Here is a 14,755-nt window from a genome sequence, read left to right as displayed (position 1 = left end):
ACCGAGGCCGCGCGAGCTTTTACCGCCGATGCGGATCGCCCTCACCGAGGCCAGCCGTGCCGCCATCAGGCAGATCTCGACGCCGGCCCAGATCCTGAAATACGGGTGGCCGTCCGTTGCAGCCAGCATGAATGACACCGCCACGGTGCTGATACCGCCACCGCCGAAGACCGGTAGCGTGCCCGACAGGTTGCTGATGAACTCGCGCCGGATGGCTGCAGGCACGGTTCGTTCGATGCGCCAGTAACGCGCTCGCAACAATGCTCCGAAACTTCGAGCTTTCAACACGCGCTTGAGCAAGAAGCCCCCCGATGTCCGCCACACCTCATGCCGCGGCTTCCGCGTGGGCTGTCGAATATATCACGTCCAAGACGCATAAATTTAAAAGTCTAATAACTTAATAACCGTTACCCGCCCCCAACGTGTTCTAAATTCAAGTGTTGCAAGGAACCATCTATGACCGACGAGGAACTTCACGGCCATTTGATCGGTCGTCAGGGATCACGACGAGAGCTGAACACGCCGGTCCTGATCGTCGATCTCGGCGCCCTGACCCGGAATATCGACGTGATGGCCGGGTTCATCGCCAAGCATGACGTGAAGCTGAGGCCGCACGCCAAGACGCATAAAAGTCCGGAGATTGCCCGCCGCCAGATTGCCGCCGGCGCAATCGGTGCCTGCTGCGCCAAGCTGGGCGAGGCAGAGGTGCTGGCCGCGGGCGGCATCACCGGTCTGCTGATCACTTCGCCAGTCGTGTCGCCGCCTGCGATCGAGCGTCTGGCGGCATTGAACGCCCGTACCGTCGACTTGTCGTGCGTCGTCGACAATCCGGTCAATGTCGCGGCCCTGGGCCGTGTCTGTGACGTCGCCACGCCGCTGCGTGTGCTGATCGATATCGATCCCGGCATGAAGCGTACGGGCGTCGCATCACCCGAGGCGGCTGTCGCCCTGCTGGCAGCGATCCGCGCCCAGCCTTCGCTGGTCTACGCCGGTGTGCAATTTTACTGCGGCTCGATCCAGCCCATCGCGGATTTCCGCGAGCGCGCGGCGGCGATGGAAGAGCGTGCAGACTATCTGCGCACCGTCATCGCGGCCTTGACCGAAGCCGGCGGCGCACCTGGCATCGTCACCGGTGGCGGCACCGGGACCCACCAGATCGACCCCGGCTTAGGGGTGTTCACCGAGCTGCAGGCCGGCTCCTATGTCTTCATGGACAGCCAGTATCTCGCCTGTGAGCTGACTGGCGACGACGCCGGGTCGCCGTTAGAGACGTCGCTGATGATCGACGCGCGCGTGATCAGCGCCAACGTCCCAGGCATCGTCACAATCGACGCCGGAATCAAAGCCTTCGCCACCGATGCAGCTTCGCCGATTGTCCTGTCCGGTGCGCCGGCCGGCAGCACCTACACCTTCATGGGTGACGAGCATGGTGCAGTCAGCTGGGAGGGCGGACGAACGCCGGTGCTGGGCGAAATTGTCACGCTTGGAACGCCGCACTGCGATCCGACGGTCAACCTCTACGACACGTACCACGTCGTCGCGGGTGATACGCTTCGCGCGCTATGGCCGGTCGCAGCCCGCGGTCGCTCGCGCTGAGGCGAGCATTCAGAACGACTTACGCCGCTTTCTTCTGCGCCTTGACGAGCTTCTTGACGATCATGTCGCGCTTCAGCTTGGACAGGTGATCGTAGAACAGCACGCCGTTGAGGTGATCCATCTCGTGCTGCAGGCAGGTCGCCAGCATGCCGTCGATCTCCTCGTCATGGCTCGCACCGGTTTCGTCGAGCCACGTCGCCCGAATGCGGGCGGGGCGGTCGACGTCGGCGTAAAGCTCGGGCACCGAGAGGCAGCCTTCGTTGTAGCTCGCGTAGTCTTCGGACTCCCAGGTGACAACCGGATTGATGAACACCTGTGGCTCGCGGCGACGGGGCGCTTCCTCCTCGCCCTCTTCCGGATCGGGCTGAAGGTCGATGACCAGCAGCCGCTTCGGCACGCCGATCTGTATCGCGGCGAGGCCGATGCCCGGCGCGTCGTACATCGTCTCGAACATATCGGCGACCAGGGTCCGCACTTCATCGTCGACGACGTCCACAGGCGTCGAAATCGTCCGAAGGAAAGGATCCGGTGCCTCGATAATGTCACGAATAGTCATAGGCTCCAGCTAGGGATTCGGACCCCCAGGGTCAAGATGCGGTGCCTAGACCGGACGGCGGGCGCGCAGGGCCTGGGCGAGCGTTCCCTCGTCGAGGTAATCGAGCTCGCCACCCACCGGCATGCCATGCGCCAACTGCATCACCCGCACCGGAAAATCTCCCAGCCGGTCGGCGACATAATGCATGGTGGTCTGGCCCTCCAACGTCGCGTTCATCGCCAGCACGACCTCGTCGATGCCGCCGGCTGCGACCCGCCCGATCAATGCATCGATGCTGAGGTTCTCCGGTCGCACCCCGTCGAGTGCCGACAGCCGACCGCCGAGGACATGGTAGCGTCCCGGAAACAGCCGCGAGCGATCGAGCGCCCACAGGTCGGCGACCTCCTCGACAACGCACAATGCCGAGGTATCGCGGCGCGGGTCGGTACACACTGCGCAGGGGTTGCTGGTGTCGACGTTGCCGCAGATCTCGCAGGTCGACAGCCGGGCCTCGACGGCCTGCAGCGCCAGCACGAGCGGCGCCAGTGCCGTCTCGCGGCGCTTCAGCAGATGCAGCACCGCACGCCGGGCAGAGCGCGGGCCAAGGCCGGGCAGCCGCGCCAGTGCCTGCGTCAGCGCATCGATTTCAGGGGAAGCCATCGTCGCTAGATATGGCGTCAAGTTGCGCCGCCGCCAAGCCCGCGCTAGCCGGAGCCATGCGCATCGCTCTCATGGGAACCCCGGCCTTCGCCGTGCCGGCACTCGACGCCCTCGTCGCGGCCGGTCACGATGTTGCCGCCGTCTATAGCCAGCCCCCCCGCCCTGCCCGTCGCGGCAAGAGCCTGCAGGAATCGGCGGTCAGTCTTCGGGCGCAGGCGCTGGGCATACCGGTGCGAACCCCGCTCAATTTCAAGGATGCGGCTGACCGCGCCGACTTTGCCGCGCTCGACCTCGATGCTGCGGTGGTCGCGGCCTATGGGCTGATCCTGCCGGTCGCCATCCTGGAAGCGCCACGCCTCGGCTGTTTCAACATTCACGCCTCGCTGCTGCCACGGTGGCGCGGCGCAGCGCCGATCCAGCGCGCGATATTGACTGGAGACGCCGAGACGGGCGTGACCATCATGGACATGGAGCGCGGCCTCGACACCGGCCCGATGCGCCTCGCAGCAACCACGCCCGTCGCTGGGAAGACTGCCGGGGAGCTGACCCAGGAACTGTCCACGCTCGGTGCCGGGATGATGGTCGAGGTTCTCGGAAACCTCGCCGCTTTTCCGCCTGTCGCCCAGCCGGAGGACGGCGTCACCTACGCCCAGAAGGTCGACAAGGCCGAGGCCGAGCTCGACTTCGCTCGCCCGGCGGTCGACCTCGAACGGGCCGTGCGCGCCTTTGCGCCGGCTCCCGGAGCCTATCTCCACATCGCCGGCGAGCGGATCAAGGTCCTGGCAGCCGTCGTCGAATCCGCGGCCGGCGAGCCTGGAGTCGTGCTCGACGACAGGTTGACGATCGCCGGCTCGACCGGGGCGTTACGCCCGACCCTGGTCCAGCGCCCCGGCAAACCCGTCATGCCGACCGCTGCCCTGCTCAATGGCTGGCTGGTGCTGGCGGGTACGCGAGTCGCATGAGCCGCTTCCGGCTGACGATCGAGTATGACGGCCGGCCCTTCGTCGGATGGCAGCGGCAGCTCAATGGCAGCAGCATCCAGGCTGCGATCGAGGCCGCGGTATTTGCGATCTCCGGAGAGCGCACCACCGTCTATGCCGCCGGGCGCACCGACGCCGGGGTCCACGCCGCAGCCATGGTCGCGCATGTCGACATCGCCAAGCCGATCGCCGCATCGCGCCTGATCGGCGGGCTCAACGCATATCTACGGCCGGCACCCATTTCGATCATCGGCTGCGAGGATGCCGCGGACGACTTCCACGCGCGCTTCGACTGCACGGCACGCTATTACCGGTACATCATCGTCAACCGTCATGCGCCCTTGACCTATGAGCGCGGGCTGGCGTGGCAGGTGCGGGCGCCGCTCGACGCAGAGGCGATGCACGAAGCGGCGCAACTATTGGTCGGGCGCCATGATTTCACGACATTTCGCAGCGCGCATTGCCAGTCTTCCAGCCCGGTCAAGACGCTGACCAGCCTCGACGCACAGCGGCAGGGCGATCACATCTATCTGCGCTCCGCGGCTCGTTCGTTTCTTCATCATCAGGTCCGGTCGATGGTCGGATGCCTGAAGCTTGTCGGCGAAGGTCGCTGGACTGCCTCGCAACTTGCCGCTGCGCTGGAGGCCAGGGACCGCAACGCATTGGGATTCAACGCGCCGCCCGACGGACTAACCTTCATGGCGGCGACCTACAAAGTGTCGGGTAATCTTACAACTTCATGACCACAGCGTTTACGAGCGCTTGAAGTATCAAAGAGTTAACAACCATTTAACAATTGGCACAGGTTTTGCGTCGATGTGACAAGGGCCATCTCGTGCTGGCCGTTTCACATTCCAACCGGAAGATACATTGTTCACCCGCCTTATCGCACGCGGCGCGTCCCTGATCTGGCTGCTCGGCCTGCTCTGCGGCATCGGCGCCGGCGCCCTGCTGATCTATGCATTGTCGGCTGGCCATGCCGCCATCACGCCCGGCGGCCTGGGCATCGACCTCGCGCCCTAGGCGAAGATTTCAGTCGCAGCACGATGACCGAGAAATGCCGTCGGGCTGGCGCTCGCCCCGTAGGCTCCTGCCATGAAGATCGCGATCAGGTCGCCGACTTCGGTGCGCGGCAGCGCCACATCGCTACCCAGGCGATCGAGCGGGGTGCACAGGCAGCCGACGACGTCGGCAATATCCTCGTCCGGCGCAGCGAAGCGCGAGGCGTTGGCGATCGGATAGTTGCGCTTTATCACCGTGCCGAAATTGCCACTGGCGGCAAGCTGGTGGTGCAAACCGCCGTCGGTGACGATGAACAGCTTGCCGTTGCTCAGCTTGCGGTCGACGACGCGGGTCAGATAGACGCCCGCCTCCCCGACCAGGAAGCGTCCGAGTTCGATGACGAAGCGGGTTTCGCGAAGCGCCGGAGCGCGGTCGGCCAACGCCTGGCCCAGCGCGGTGCCGATCGCGTCGAGGTCGAGCGGCTCGTCCTTGGCGAAATAGGGGATGCCGAAGCCGCCGCCGAGATTGACATGCACGATCGGCGTCGTTGCTTCCGCGGCAAGCCGTCCGACCAGCTCGATCGTTCTAAACTGAGCGTCGATGATGCCCGTCGTGCTGAGCGACTGTGAGCCGCCATAGACGTGAAATCCTGTGATCGTGACATCGAGCGCGGCGGCGCGACGCAGGGCGCCGGGAATTTCGGCCGCGTCGATTCCGAACGGCGAGGCGCGACCGCCCATGCGCATGCCGGACCCCTTGAGCTCGAAATCCGGGTTGATCCGCAGCACCGCGCTGGTGCCGCCCAGCTTGGCCAGCCGCTCGAGTTCCCCGACCGATTCGACGTTGATCGTGACCCCCGCCGCGATCGCGGCGCCGAGTTCGCGGTCGCGCTTGCCCGGTCCGGCGAAACCGATCGTCGACGGTAGCGCGCCACTGGCCAGGGCAATGTCTAGCTCGCCACCCGAGGCAACATCGACTCCGTCGACCTGCGCTGCCATCCAGTCGACCAGCACGGGCAGCGGGTTGGCCTTGATCGCATAGTGGATGCCGATCTCGCGAGGCAAAGCCCGGCGCAGCGCGGTGATCCGCTGGGCGATCAGGCGGCGATCATAGACGAACAGCGGCGTGTCACCCGCCAGTGAGGCCCAGTGCGACGCGGGTTGCCCGGCGATACCGAGTTCGCCGTCGATCACGGTAAAGCCGGGCGGGACGTGGCTCATCTTGCGTGATCCCGGCGCAGCGCCGCGCGGTCGAGCTTGCCATTGGCGTTGACCGGCATCGCATCCAGCCAGACGATGCTGGACGGCTGCATATAGCCCGGCAGCTGGGTCGACAGGGCCTGTCGCAGTCGCGCCTCCGCGTCCTCGCCCTGCTTGCTGGCGATGAGGACCACAGTCTGGCCGAGCAGCTCGTCCGGCCTGCCAAAGGCCGCCGCGCCGCTCACAGCGCCGCTGGCAAGTGCCGCATCCTCGATCTCGGTCGGGCTGACTCGGTGGCCACTGGTCTTGATCATCTCGTCGTCACGCCCGACGAAATAGTGCAGACCGGCAGCATCCCGTCGCATCGTGTCACCCGACCAGACCGCCATCCCCTCGTGCACCGACGCTGCCGGGGCGGGCCGAAAGCGTTGCGCCGTCCGTTCGTCGTCATGCCAATAGCCCTGCGCCACGAGCGGGCCGCTCTGCACCAGCTCGCCGGGTTCGTCGTCTGCGGTGACGCTGCCGTCGGGGCGAAGCACCAGCACCTCGGCATGAGGGATCGCGCGCCCGACCGATTCGGGATGGCTGTCGACCAGAGCCGGGTCGAGGTAGGTCGCCCGGAACGCCTCGGTCAGCCCATACATGAGGTACAGCCGAGCGGCCGGGAACAGTGTGCGCAGCTTTTCCGACAGTCCGGGATGGACGTGCCCGCCCGAGTTGGTCAGCACCCGGAGGCTAGCCCCGGCTAGCCCCCAGTCCGTCGCGGCGAGCGACTGCCAGAGCGGTGGCACTCCGGCCAGCTGGGTGATGCGATGGCGCTCGACCGCCCGCACGACGTCGCGCGGCGTCAGATAGTCGAGCAAGACCGCACGCGCGCCGCCAGCCCAGGCGCTGGTCAGCTGGTTCAGGCCATAATCGAAGCCGTGGGGCAGCACGCTCAACACCCGGTCGTCGGGCGACGTCCCGAGAAACTGGCGCACCGAATCAGCGGCAAGCCACAGGTTGCGGTGGCTGAGCATGACGCCCTTTGGCCGACCAGTGCTCCCCGACGTGTACAGCAGCGCCGCGAGGTCGTCGGCGGACACTGCCATCGACGCGGGGTCAGCACCCGACAGCCTGCCCCAGTCATCCTCCAGCGTCAGCACATTGGCCGCCACATCCAGGCCGGCGGACCGCGAGCGACTGGTCAGCAGCAGCACAGCGCCGCTGTCCGACACGATATGCTCGACTTGCGCTGCCTTTAGCTGCGGGTTTGCGGGTACGAACACCGCTCCAGCCCGGGATGCTGCAAACAGCGCCACGACGCTTTCGATCGACTTGGGCAGCCAGGTGACGACGCGGTCGCCCGGACGGACCCCAGCAGCGACCAGGCCGCCGGCGACTTGCGCGACCATGGCGTCGAGTGCGCCAAAGGTGATTTCCCGGTCGCGGTGCACCAATGCTACCGCATCGCGCGGCGCGGCGGCGATCAGCCCATCGATCCGCTGCGCCTCCGTCATCCTCGATACTTGCCCTTATGATTGCGCGCCGCGCCGCTGCTACTATAAGGCGCGCTTCGTCGGAAGCCGGCGCAGGAGTTGCGGTCGATGGCAAGCTTGTTGGCAGCGGAGCAGGAGCCGGACCTTGATGCCGTGCGCGCGGTGCTGGTCAAGGAGCTCAACCTGTCCGCAGCGACGGCGAAGGGCCTCGACCGCGACAGCCCGTTGTTCGGCGACCTGCCCGAGCTCGACTCGATGGCCGTAGCGCGCGTCCTGACTGCGATCGAAGACCGCTTCGGCTTCGTCATCGATGACGACGAGGTCGACGGCGAGCTGTTTGCGACCCTCGGCAGCCTCAGCGATTTTGTCACCGCCAAGCGCTGAGCATCTGGCGTGCTGGTCCGCGACCGGCGGGCCGCGCCTAGAGCAGCTTAATCTCGCGCAGGCGCAGGAGAAGGAAATCATGCGCCGTGATCGGCGGTAGCGGCTGCTCCGCGCCGGGAAGCGTCTCGATCAGGTAATCCGGCCGGAAGTGCAGGAAGTACGGGGTGGAGTAGCGCGCCATGCCGCGACGCTCCGGCGCCGGATTTACGACCCGGTGGGTGGTCGACGGCAGCCTGCCCCCGGTCAGCCGGTCGAGCATGTCGCCGATGTTGCACACAAGCGCTCCTGCCGGCGCGTCGATGTCGCGCCATTGGCCCTGGCGGTCGAGCAGCTGCAGCCCGGCCTCCTCGGCGCCGAGCAGCAGGGTGATAACATTGATGTCCTCATGCGCGCCGGCCCGGATGCCGGGTGCGTCCTTCGATACCGGAGGATAATGAAGGAGGCGCAGCACCGAGTTGCCGTCACGTACCGGATCCTCGAAGAACTCCGGGCTGAGGTCGAGATGGACGGCAATGGCGCGCAGCACCCGGCGACCGGCTGCGTCCAGAGCGTCGTACAGCGCCAGCACCGCGTCGTGAAACTCCGGCACCTCGTCTGGCCAGACATTGTCCTGCATGACGGCACGGTAGCGATGCCCGGGCGGCAGCTCCCGCCCGACGTGCCAGAATTCCTTGAGGTCGGAGACCTGCGCGTCCTTGGCGGTCTCGATGCCGAACGGGGTGAGGCCGCGTGCCCCACCCTGCCCTTCGATCCGATAACGTCGCTTGACCGGTTCCGGGAGCGCGAAGAACGCCTTGGTCGCTGCCAGCGCACGCTCGATCAGCGCGTCCTCGATGCCGTGATCGCCGACCACCGCGAAGCCGGTGCGCGAGAAAGCATCCCCGAACGCGGCTGCCGCAGCAGGCAGGTCGCTGTCGACCAGCGTCAGCGAGATCGGGCGGATGTCGGCGATCGAGGACATGCCGGTCGTCACATCGGTGGCACGGTGCCGTTGATGCCAACCGCCAGCGAGGCGGCCGCGAGAGCACCACCGACATCGGGCGTCGTGATCGCGAAGACATGGGCACCCGGCTTGACCAGGGCCATCGTCGCCGGCGCGAAGGCGACGATCGGCACGTTGGCGGGCACCACGACGGTCTGCTGGCCGCCCTTATAGTCGACCACGAGCGTGCGGCCCTTGCCGGCCTTGCCCTTGCCGACGGTGGCGACATTGCCGTTGGTCATCGAGCTGGTCTTGCTGAGGTCCCAGGCCCGGTGACCCTCGCCGGCGCCGCGCATCGATTCGGGGAACACATGGACTTCGGTGGCACGCAGCGTGCCGTTCGGACCCGGCTCCGCGGCCGTGCCGATGAAGCTGTTGGGCTGGATGGCGTCGATGCCGATCACCGACACACCGGCGACGCGCGTGTCGCTCGCCAGCTTGACCGAATACTTTCGACCGTTCTTGCCGTTGACCATCAGGGTCTGGCCGCTCAGCGACGCGACGGTACCGCGCACCAGGGTCGGCGCAGGCGCCTGGCCCATCAATGCGGCGCTGGCACCGCTGGTTGCGAGCAGCAGGGCGGCGGTGGCAAGCAGCTTCTTCATGGGGGAGAGCCTTGTTAAATGCGCTGAACGCGATGGAAGCAGCACCGGTAGACGGTGCCGGCCAACGCCATTCGCCGCGTCCTCGGCAATCGTTACAAGCCGGCGCTGGATAATCCAAGCGCCACGATTTGGAAGGGAAGCTCCCCGCGCGGACCGATGGTAGCGGGAGAGGGACTTGAACCCCCGACCCCAGGATTATGATTCCCGTGCTCTAACCAGCTGAGCTACCCCGCCGCGATCGGTCCGCGCGGGAGGCGGCATATAGTCCGGGGCTTGGCCGCGGGTCAATGCCGGGCTAGGTCGATTGATCATGCCAGTCACCGATGCCAAAAATTCACGCTGGGCCCTTGTTGTCCATGGCGGCGCCGGGACCATGTCGCGCGGCAGCCTGAGCGACGCCGAGGACGCCGATTACAGGTCCGGCGTGCGCGCGGCGCTGGAGGCTGGTGCTGCCGTGCTGAAGGCCGGCGGAACGGCGCTGGATGCCGTCGAGGCGAGCGTCCGCGTCCTCGAAGACGATCCATTGTTCAACGCCGGGCACGGTGCGGTATTCACGGCGGAAGGTCGCAACGAACTCGACGCCGCGATCATGGACGGCAGCGACCGCCGCGCCGGGTCGGTCGCCGGGGTAACCCGAAGCCGCAATCCGATCAGCCTGGCGCGTGCCGTGATGGAACGCTCCGACCATGTGCTCCTTGCCCGCGAGGGTGCCGACACCTTTGCCGTCGAGCATGGCCTGGAGCAGGTCGACCCCGACTACTTCCGCACCGACGAACGCTGGCGCCAGTTGCAGGAGCGCAAGGCGCGCGGGCCCGATGCGATGTTCGACGCCAATCTCAAATACGGCACTGTCGGTGCAGTGGCTTGCGACAGCCACGGCCATGTCGCGGCGGGCACCTCGACCGGCGGCCTGACCGGCAAGCGCTGGGGCCGCATCGGCGATTCGCCGCTGATCGGCGCAGGCACTTACGCGGACGACCGGGCGGGCGCGGTTTCGGCCACGGGCTCGGGCGAGTATTTCATCCGGGTCGCGGCGGCGCACGAGATCGGCGCTCGCGTCAGGTTATCCGGGGAGACCCTGCAGGATGCAGCCGACGCCGTGGTGCAAGACGAGCTCAAAGTCATGGGCGGCGACGGCGGCGTGATCGCTGTCAGTCCCGACGGTACGATGGCCTGGTCGTTCAACACGTCGGGCATGTACCGGGGTCGCGTCTCGGCCGACAGCGACCCGGTCACCGCAATCTACGACGACGAAATCTAGGAGCATTCGATGAGCATCCCCGAGACAATCGCGCATCGCCTGTCGATCCCGGTGATCGGCTCGCCGCTGTTCATCATCTCCAACCCCGACCTGGTCATCGCCCAGTGCAGGGCCGGGGTGATCGGCAGCTTCCCCAGCCTCAACGCCCGCCCCCTGACGCAGCTCGACGAGTGGCTACACCGGCTGTCGACCGAGCTGACCGAGGCCGACGCGCCGTTCGCGGTCAATCTCATCGTCCACAAGACCACCGCCCGGCTCGACGACGACCTGGCGATGTGCGTCAAGTACAAGGTCCCGGTCGTCATCACGTCGCTGGGCGCGCGCGCCGACATCAACGACGCGATCCACAGCTACGGCGGCATCGTCCTGCACGACGTCATCAACGACCGCTTCGCCCATAAGGCGATCGAGAAAGGTGCCGACGGCCTGATCGCAGTCGCGGCCGGAGCGGGCGGCCATGCCGGCACGACGTCGCCGTTCGCGTTGATCCAGGAAATCCGCCAATGGTTCGATGGGCCGCTAGCTCTGTCGGGCAGCATCGCCAATGGTGCCGCGGTACTGGCCGCGCTCGCGATGGGTGCCGATTTTGCCTATATCGGCTCGGCCTTTATCGCCACCACCGAGGCTCGCGCCGACGAGCGCTACAAGGCGATGATCGTCAACTCGGCCGCATCCGACATCGTCTATTCCAACCTGTTTACGGGTGTGCACGGCAATTACCTGCGCCCGTCGATCGTCGCCGCCGGCATGGACCCCGACAATCTCGCGACCAGCGACGCCAGCGCCATGAACTTCGGCTCGGGCGGCACCAGCGACGCCAAGGCCTGGAAGGACATCTGGGGCTGCGGCCAGGGCATCGGCTCGATCACCGAAGTTCAGGGTGCCGGCGCCTTCATCGCCAAGCTGCGCCGCGAATATGACGCGGCACGCGCCCGCCTGGGTCTGGAGCGTCAAGCTGTCGCAGCTTGAGGGAACCGCACCTTCCGGGCGTCGTTCGGGCCTTCGACTTGAAAAGGATTACCTCGTGGAACTGAACGTCTCGCTGGAAACCGTTTGCCGCATCATCCTGCGAGCGCGTGAGTTCGAAGCCCTGGTTCCTCCGGTCGATCCCGACGATGGCTCGAACTCGGCTGACGATCGCGCGGTCGACGAGCTGGAGGATAGCGACGAGAACCCCACGGAAGAAGAGCTTCGCGGCATCATCGACGACCTTGCCGAAGACGAGCAGGCCGAACTCGTCGCTCTCGCCTGGGTCGGGCGCGGTACCTATGACGCGACCGAGTGGGACGAGGCTCTGGAGACTGCAGTCGACGAGGTCGACGATGTCGCCGACTATCTGATCGGGCTGCCGATGCTGAGCGCCTATCTCGAGGGCGGCCTCGCTGCATTCGAACTGAGCTGCGACGGTCTGGGCCAGATCGTCTAGCCGCGCACACCGTCTGCTCGACGCACAGAAAAGCCGTTGCCCCAGACCGGGACAACGGCTTTTTGCTGTTCTGCGTCGAGCTTAGTATCGGGTCATCCGCTCGATGAATTCTTCCAGCGCGCCGTAGGCCGCGTCGTCGGTGACCTGCTTTGGCGGATGCTTGCAGAAATAGGCGCTCGGCTCGAACACCGGACCGCCGAAACCGCGGTCCTTGGCGAGCTTGGCGCAGCGGATCAGGTCGATGGCGACGCCGGCTGAATTAGGCGAATCCTCGACCGACAGGCGCAGCTCGAGGTTCATCGGCACGCCGCCGAACATCCGGCCTTCCATGCGCAGGAAGCAGACCTTGTTGTCGTTCTGCCATGCGACATAATCGGATGGGCCGACGTGGATGTTGTCATCCTCCAGCCGGTGCGCGGCGACCGACTGGACCGCTTCCGTCTTGGAGATCTTCTTCGACGCCAGCCGCTTGCGATTGAGCATGTTGAGGAAGTCGGTGTTGCCACCGGTATTGAGCTGATAGGTCCGGTCGATGGTGACGCCGCGCTTCGCGAACAGGTCGACGAGCGTGCGGTGGACGATGGTGGCGCCGAGCTGCGCCTTGATGTCGTCGCCCAGTACCGGCACGCCGGCGGCTTCGAACTTCGCGGCCCAGACCGGATCGCTGGCGATGAACACCGGGATGTTGTTGACGAAGGCGCAACCGGCCTGCAGCGCGGCTTCGGCATAGAATTCGGTGGCGAGCTGCGAACCGACCGGCAGATAGTTCATCAGCACGTCGGTGCCGCTCTCGCGCAGGACGCGAACGACTTCTGCCAGGTCGGGCTCGGCGAGGCCGGCGGGCAGGAAGGTGCGGTCGTCGGCGTAATCGGCCATGTGCTCGGCGACACCGTCGAGGGTCTTGCCCATCATCACGGTAGTGCCGCTCGGCGCGACATGATCGCAGAATACCGTGGTGCAGTTAGGCTTGGCGAAAATCGCCTCGGCGACATCCTTGCCGACCTTGCGCGCGTCGATGTCCCAGGCCGCGACGATCTTGACGTCCTTGGGGCGATAGCCGCCAAGGTCCCAGTGCATCAGTCCCTGCTCGTCGTTCGAGCCGCCGTTTGCGTAGTGGCTCAGGCCTTGGACCAGCGAACTCGCACAGTTGCCGATCCCGGCGATCGCGACGTTGATCTCGGGCATTCAATATCCTCTCTGGGCGCGCGTCGATCTGGGCCGACGCAAGCGACAAGCAGTCGGAACCCCTAGCTTAGCCCTTAGCTCCCGGCAAGAAGTCGTAAGTTGTTGCCGCAAAGTTGCGCGCAATAACTTCGCTGTTCTGTTGCCCAAAAGTTGCAAGCCTCCGGTAAAACCTCAGCTGCATGACCGCGAACGTTGCGATGGCGTACACCGCGATACCGACGAAACCTGCGTACCAGGCGCCAGCGACGCCGAACGGTAACATAAACCAGAAGAAGGTGTTGCGACGACCCGACACCAAGCGAAAGCGTCGTTCGAACTCGCCGGTGTCGTCGAGCTGACGCCCGGTGAAGCGGCGGAAGAATTCACCGGCCAGCGCCTCGGCCAGCGCGAACAGCACGATCAGCGCCGCGATCGCCCATGGGCCGTCCGGGGCTCGTGTCGCAGCGAAATGTGCGGCGAGGCAGGCGTACCAGCCATATTCACCCGCCTTGTCGAGGATGTGCTCGACATCGCCCCAGCGTGAATATTCCAGCCGCAGCCGCGCCAGCTTGCCGTCGACGCCGTCCAGCGGACCACTGGCCAGCACGATCGCCAGGCCGGTCCACATCCAGCCATAGGCGAACGCCACGCCCGCAACGACGGCGAGCAACGTCACGAACACGGTGATCATGTTCGGCGTGATCGGCGTCGGTGCCACCAGCCGGACAAGCAGGTCCTCGATGACCGGATGGATGAAACGCGCCGGCCAGTCGAGACAGCCCTTTTGCGCGGACTTGATCAGCATCGTCGTCGCCGCCTCGGCCTCCGCAGGCGATTGCGGCAGCGCCCAGACGAAGGGGACGCGACGCCGACGTGCCGGCGCGTAGGTGTCGACCGATGCCAGGTCGAGGCGCTGCATATCGGGCTCGGCGAGGCCGGCACGCAGCAGGGTCGCGTGCAGATCCCAATCATCGAGCGAGACTGCGATACGCCGGATCATCGCGCCTGAATAAAGGGCGACGCCGGCCGCGATCGTCAACGCATCGATCCGCTCGACCCCCGCATGCTTGTCGGCACCTACCGCGGGCCAGGTCGCAATCACCGGGGCATTGACCGCACACACCGCAGAGACGATCCGCTCGTCGACGACGACGCCGGGAAACAGCATCAGCACGAGATCGTCGTCGGCGATCAGCGCGCCGAGGTCGGCGACCCGCCTGACGGGCTGGACCCCCGCTGGCCCGGTATCGCCCAGCACCAGCACACGCTTGATGCCGGCAACCTCGGCAAGGCGCGCATGGCGAACCAGCACGGGGCGGCCTGCGACCTGAAGCGGCGAGGTCAGCGGCAGCTCGGGCGGAGGCGTGAGAAGTGCGGTCAGCGGCATTGTGCGGCGTCTTAAAGCGCGACCGCGCCCGCGTCACCTGATGGTTGCGACGGAAATGGAACGACCGCGCAAGATCGACACTTTTCCATGGGCCCG

17 protein-coding genes and 1 tRNA gene are annotated in these 14,755 nt (G+C 66.1%); 9 read left to right on the top strand and 9 right to left on the bottom strand.

Annotation, left to right across the window (positions count from 1 at the left end; all coding sequences use genetic code 11):
• The first annotated feature begins 28 nt into the window (after positions 1-28).
• Both ACOFKW_RS13355 and ACOFKW_RS13350 read left to right on the top strand, forming a co-directional pair.
• The gene (locus ACOFKW_RS13355; protein WP_419814637.1) at positions 29-247 is read left to right on the top strand and encodes a hypothetical protein; all 219 of its coding nucleotides are present in this window, start codon (positions 29-31) and stop codon (positions 245-247) included.
• A gap of 209 nt (positions 248-456) precedes the next feature.
• Positions 457-1,596: a DSD1 family PLP-dependent enzyme gene (locus ACOFKW_RS13350; RefSeq protein ID WP_419814636.1), complete on the top strand. Its 1,140-nt coding sequence runs from the start codon at positions 457-459 to the stop codon at positions 1,594-1,596.
• A 19-nt stretch (positions 1,597-1,615) separates the two neighbouring features.
• Here the strand turns inward: ACOFKW_RS13350 and def are convergent, their stop codons facing one another.
• Complete coding sequence (gene def, locus ACOFKW_RS13345; protein WP_419814635.1) at positions 1,616-2,152, bottom strand: peptide deformylase; 537 nt, start codon at positions 2,150-2,152, stop codon at positions 1,616-1,618.
• A 45-nt stretch (positions 2,153-2,197) separates the two neighbouring features.
• Positions 2,198-2,791 carry a recombination mediator RecR gene (gene recR / locus ACOFKW_RS13340; RefSeq protein WP_419814634.1) on the bottom strand — a complete coding sequence of 198 codons (594 nt, stop codon included), beginning with the start codon at positions 2,789-2,791 and terminating at the stop codon, positions 2,198-2,200.
• A 56-nt stretch (positions 2,792-2,847) separates the two neighbouring features.
• On the opposite strand from recR, the gene fmt reads away from it, so the two are divergent.
• The 3 genes from fmt to ACOFKW_RS13325 all read left to right on the top strand — a co-directional run bounded on the left by fmt (position 2,848) and on the right by ACOFKW_RS13325 (position 4,794).
• A complete protein-coding gene (gene fmt / locus ACOFKW_RS13335; protein ID WP_419814633.1) occupies positions 2,848-3,753 on the top strand; it encodes a methionyl-tRNA formyltransferase in 906 nt (301 codons plus the stop codon).
• On the top strand, positions 3,750-4,514 hold the full coding sequence (gene truA / locus ACOFKW_RS13330; protein WP_419814632.1) for a tRNA pseudouridine(38-40) synthase TruA: 765 nt from the start codon (positions 3,750-3,752) through the stop codon (positions 4,512-4,514). The genes fmt and truA overlap by 4 nt, the downstream gene beginning before the upstream one ends.
• 127 nt (positions 4,515-4,641) lie before the next feature.
• Positions 4,642-4,794: a hypothetical protein gene (locus ACOFKW_RS13325; RefSeq protein WP_419814631.1), complete on the top strand. Its 153-nt coding sequence runs from the start codon at positions 4,642-4,644 to the stop codon at positions 4,792-4,794.
• On the opposite strand, the gene ACOFKW_RS13320 is transcribed toward ACOFKW_RS13325, so the two are convergent.
• Both ACOFKW_RS13320 and ACOFKW_RS13315 read right to left on the bottom strand, forming a co-directional pair.
• Positions 4,791-5,993, bottom strand: a complete 1,203-nt coding sequence (locus ACOFKW_RS13320) for a pyridoxal-dependent decarboxylase, exosortase A system-associated (RefSeq protein WP_419814630.1) — start codon at positions 5,991-5,993, stop codon at positions 4,791-4,793. The two genes, ACOFKW_RS13325 and ACOFKW_RS13320, sit on opposite strands and share 4 nt — an antisense overlap.
• A complete protein-coding gene (locus ACOFKW_RS13315) occupies positions 5,990-7,471 on the bottom strand; it encodes an acyl-CoA ligase (AMP-forming), exosortase A system-associated (protein WP_419814629.1) in 1,482 nt (493 codons plus the stop codon). The genes ACOFKW_RS13320 and ACOFKW_RS13315 overlap by 4 nt, the downstream gene beginning before the upstream one ends.
• 87 nt (positions 7,472-7,558) lie before the next feature.
• Between ACOFKW_RS13315 and ACOFKW_RS13310 the strand changes: the two genes are divergently transcribed.
• Entirely contained in the window at positions 7,559-7,834 is a 276-nt protein-coding gene (locus ACOFKW_RS13310) for an acyl carrier protein (RefSeq protein ID WP_419814628.1), read from the top strand.
• A gap of 37 nt (positions 7,835-7,871) precedes the next feature.
• Here the strand turns inward: ACOFKW_RS13310 and ACOFKW_RS13305 are convergent, their stop codons facing one another.
• The 3 genes from ACOFKW_RS13305 to ACOFKW_RS13295 form a co-directional block, all read right to left on the bottom strand.
• The gene (locus ACOFKW_RS13305) at positions 7,872-8,795 is read right to left on the bottom strand and encodes an isopenicillin N synthase family dioxygenase (RefSeq protein WP_419814627.1); all 924 of its coding nucleotides are present in this window, start codon (positions 8,793-8,795) and stop codon (positions 7,872-7,874) included.
• Positions 8,796-8,803: 8 nt separating this feature from the next.
• A complete protein-coding gene (locus tag ACOFKW_RS13300) occupies positions 8,804-9,421 on the bottom strand; it encodes a hypothetical protein (RefSeq protein WP_419814626.1) in 618 nt (205 codons plus the stop codon).
• Positions 9,422-9,578: 157 nt separating this feature from the next.
• A tRNA-Met gene (locus ACOFKW_RS13295) sits at positions 9,579-9,655 on the bottom strand.
• A 76-nt stretch (positions 9,656-9,731) separates the two neighbouring features.
• Between ACOFKW_RS13295 and ACOFKW_RS13290 the strand changes: the two genes are divergently transcribed.
• From ACOFKW_RS13290 to ACOFKW_RS13280, 3 genes are read left to right on the top strand one after another with little or no spacing between them, the layout of a single operon-like run.
• Complete coding sequence (locus ACOFKW_RS13290; protein WP_419814625.1) at positions 9,732-10,682, top strand: isoaspartyl peptidase/L-asparaginase family protein; 951 nt, start codon at positions 9,732-9,734, stop codon at positions 10,680-10,682.
• A gap of 9 nt (positions 10,683-10,691) precedes the next feature.
• Entirely contained in the window at positions 10,692-11,651 is a 960-nt protein-coding gene (locus tag ACOFKW_RS13285; protein ID WP_419814624.1) for an NAD(P)H-dependent flavin oxidoreductase, read from the top strand.
• A gap of 55 nt (positions 11,652-11,706) precedes the next feature.
• Complete coding sequence (locus ACOFKW_RS13280) at positions 11,707-12,108, top strand: DUF3775 domain-containing protein (RefSeq protein WP_419814623.1); 402 nt, start codon at positions 11,707-11,709, stop codon at positions 12,106-12,108.
• Between the two features lie 81 nt (positions 12,109-12,189).
• Here ACOFKW_RS13280 and ACOFKW_RS13275 read toward each other — a convergent pair whose 3' ends face one another.
• Both ACOFKW_RS13275 and ACOFKW_RS13270 read right to left on the bottom strand, forming a co-directional pair.
• A complete protein-coding gene (locus tag ACOFKW_RS13275) occupies positions 12,190-13,293 on the bottom strand; it encodes an inositol-3-phosphate synthase (protein WP_419814622.1) in 1,104 nt (367 codons plus the stop codon).
• A 67-nt stretch (positions 13,294-13,360) separates the two neighbouring features.
• Positions 13,361-14,659: a CDP-alcohol phosphatidyltransferase family protein gene (locus ACOFKW_RS13270; RefSeq protein ID WP_419814621.1), complete on the bottom strand. Its 1,299-nt coding sequence runs from the start codon at positions 14,657-14,659 to the stop codon at positions 13,361-13,363.
• Positions 14,660-14,755 lie beyond the last annotated feature (96 nt).

Source organism: Glacieibacterium sp. (assembly GCF_965200405.1).
In the GTDB taxonomy this organism is placed as follows: domain Bacteria; phylum Pseudomonadota; class Alphaproteobacteria; order Sphingomonadales; family Sphingomonadaceae; genus Glacieibacterium.
This window is presented reverse-complemented; position numbering and strand designations above follow the sequence as displayed.

Coding starts and splice junctions, on each gene's coding strand:
- ACOFKW_RS13355 (WP_419814637.1), top strand. CDS start 29: ATGCGGATCGCCCTCACCGAGGCCAGCCGTGCCGCCATCAGGCAGATC.
- ACOFKW_RS13350 (WP_419814636.1), top strand. CDS start 457: ATGACCGACGAGGAACTTCACGGCCATTTGATCGGTCGTCAGGGATCA.
- def (WP_419814635.1), bottom strand. CDS start 2,152: ATGACTATTCGTGACATTATCGAGGCACCGGATCCTTTCCTTCGGACG.
- recR (WP_419814634.1), bottom strand. CDS start 2,791: ATGGCTTCCCCTGAAATCGATGCGCTGACGCAGGCACTGGCGCGGCTG.
- fmt (WP_419814633.1), top strand. CDS start 2,848: ATGCGCATCGCTCTCATGGGAACCCCGGCCTTCGCCGTGCCGGCACTC.
- truA (WP_419814632.1), top strand. CDS start 3,750: ATGAGCCGCTTCCGGCTGACGATCGAGTATGACGGCCGGCCCTTCGTC.
- ACOFKW_RS13320 (WP_419814630.1), bottom strand. CDS start 5,993: ATGAGCCACGTCCCGCCCGGCTTTACCGTGATCGACGGCGAACTCGGT.
- ACOFKW_RS13315 (WP_419814629.1), bottom strand. CDS start 7,471: ATGACGGAGGCGCAGCGGATCGATGGGCTGATCGCCGCCGCGCCGCGC.
- ACOFKW_RS13310 (WP_419814628.1), top strand. CDS start 7,559: ATGGCAAGCTTGTTGGCAGCGGAGCAGGAGCCGGACCTTGATGCCGTG.
- ACOFKW_RS13305 (WP_419814627.1), bottom strand. CDS start 8,795: ATGTCCTCGATCGCCGACATCCGCCCGATCTCGCTGACGCTGGTCGAC.
- ACOFKW_RS13300 (WP_419814626.1), bottom strand. CDS start 9,421: ATGAAGAAGCTGCTTGCCACCGCCGCCCTGCTGCTCGCAACCAGCGGT.
- ACOFKW_RS13290 (WP_419814625.1), top strand. CDS start 9,732: ATGCCAGTCACCGATGCCAAAAATTCACGCTGGGCCCTTGTTGTCCAT.
- ACOFKW_RS13285 (WP_419814624.1), top strand. CDS start 10,692: ATGAGCATCCCCGAGACAATCGCGCATCGCCTGTCGATCCCGGTGATC.
- ACOFKW_RS13275 (WP_419814622.1), bottom strand. CDS start 13,293: ATGCCCGAGATCAACGTCGCGATCGCCGGGATCGGCAACTGTGCGAGT.
- ACOFKW_RS13270 (WP_419814621.1), bottom strand. CDS start 14,659: ATGCCGCTGACCGCACTTCTCACGCCTCCGCCCGAGCTGCCGCTGACC.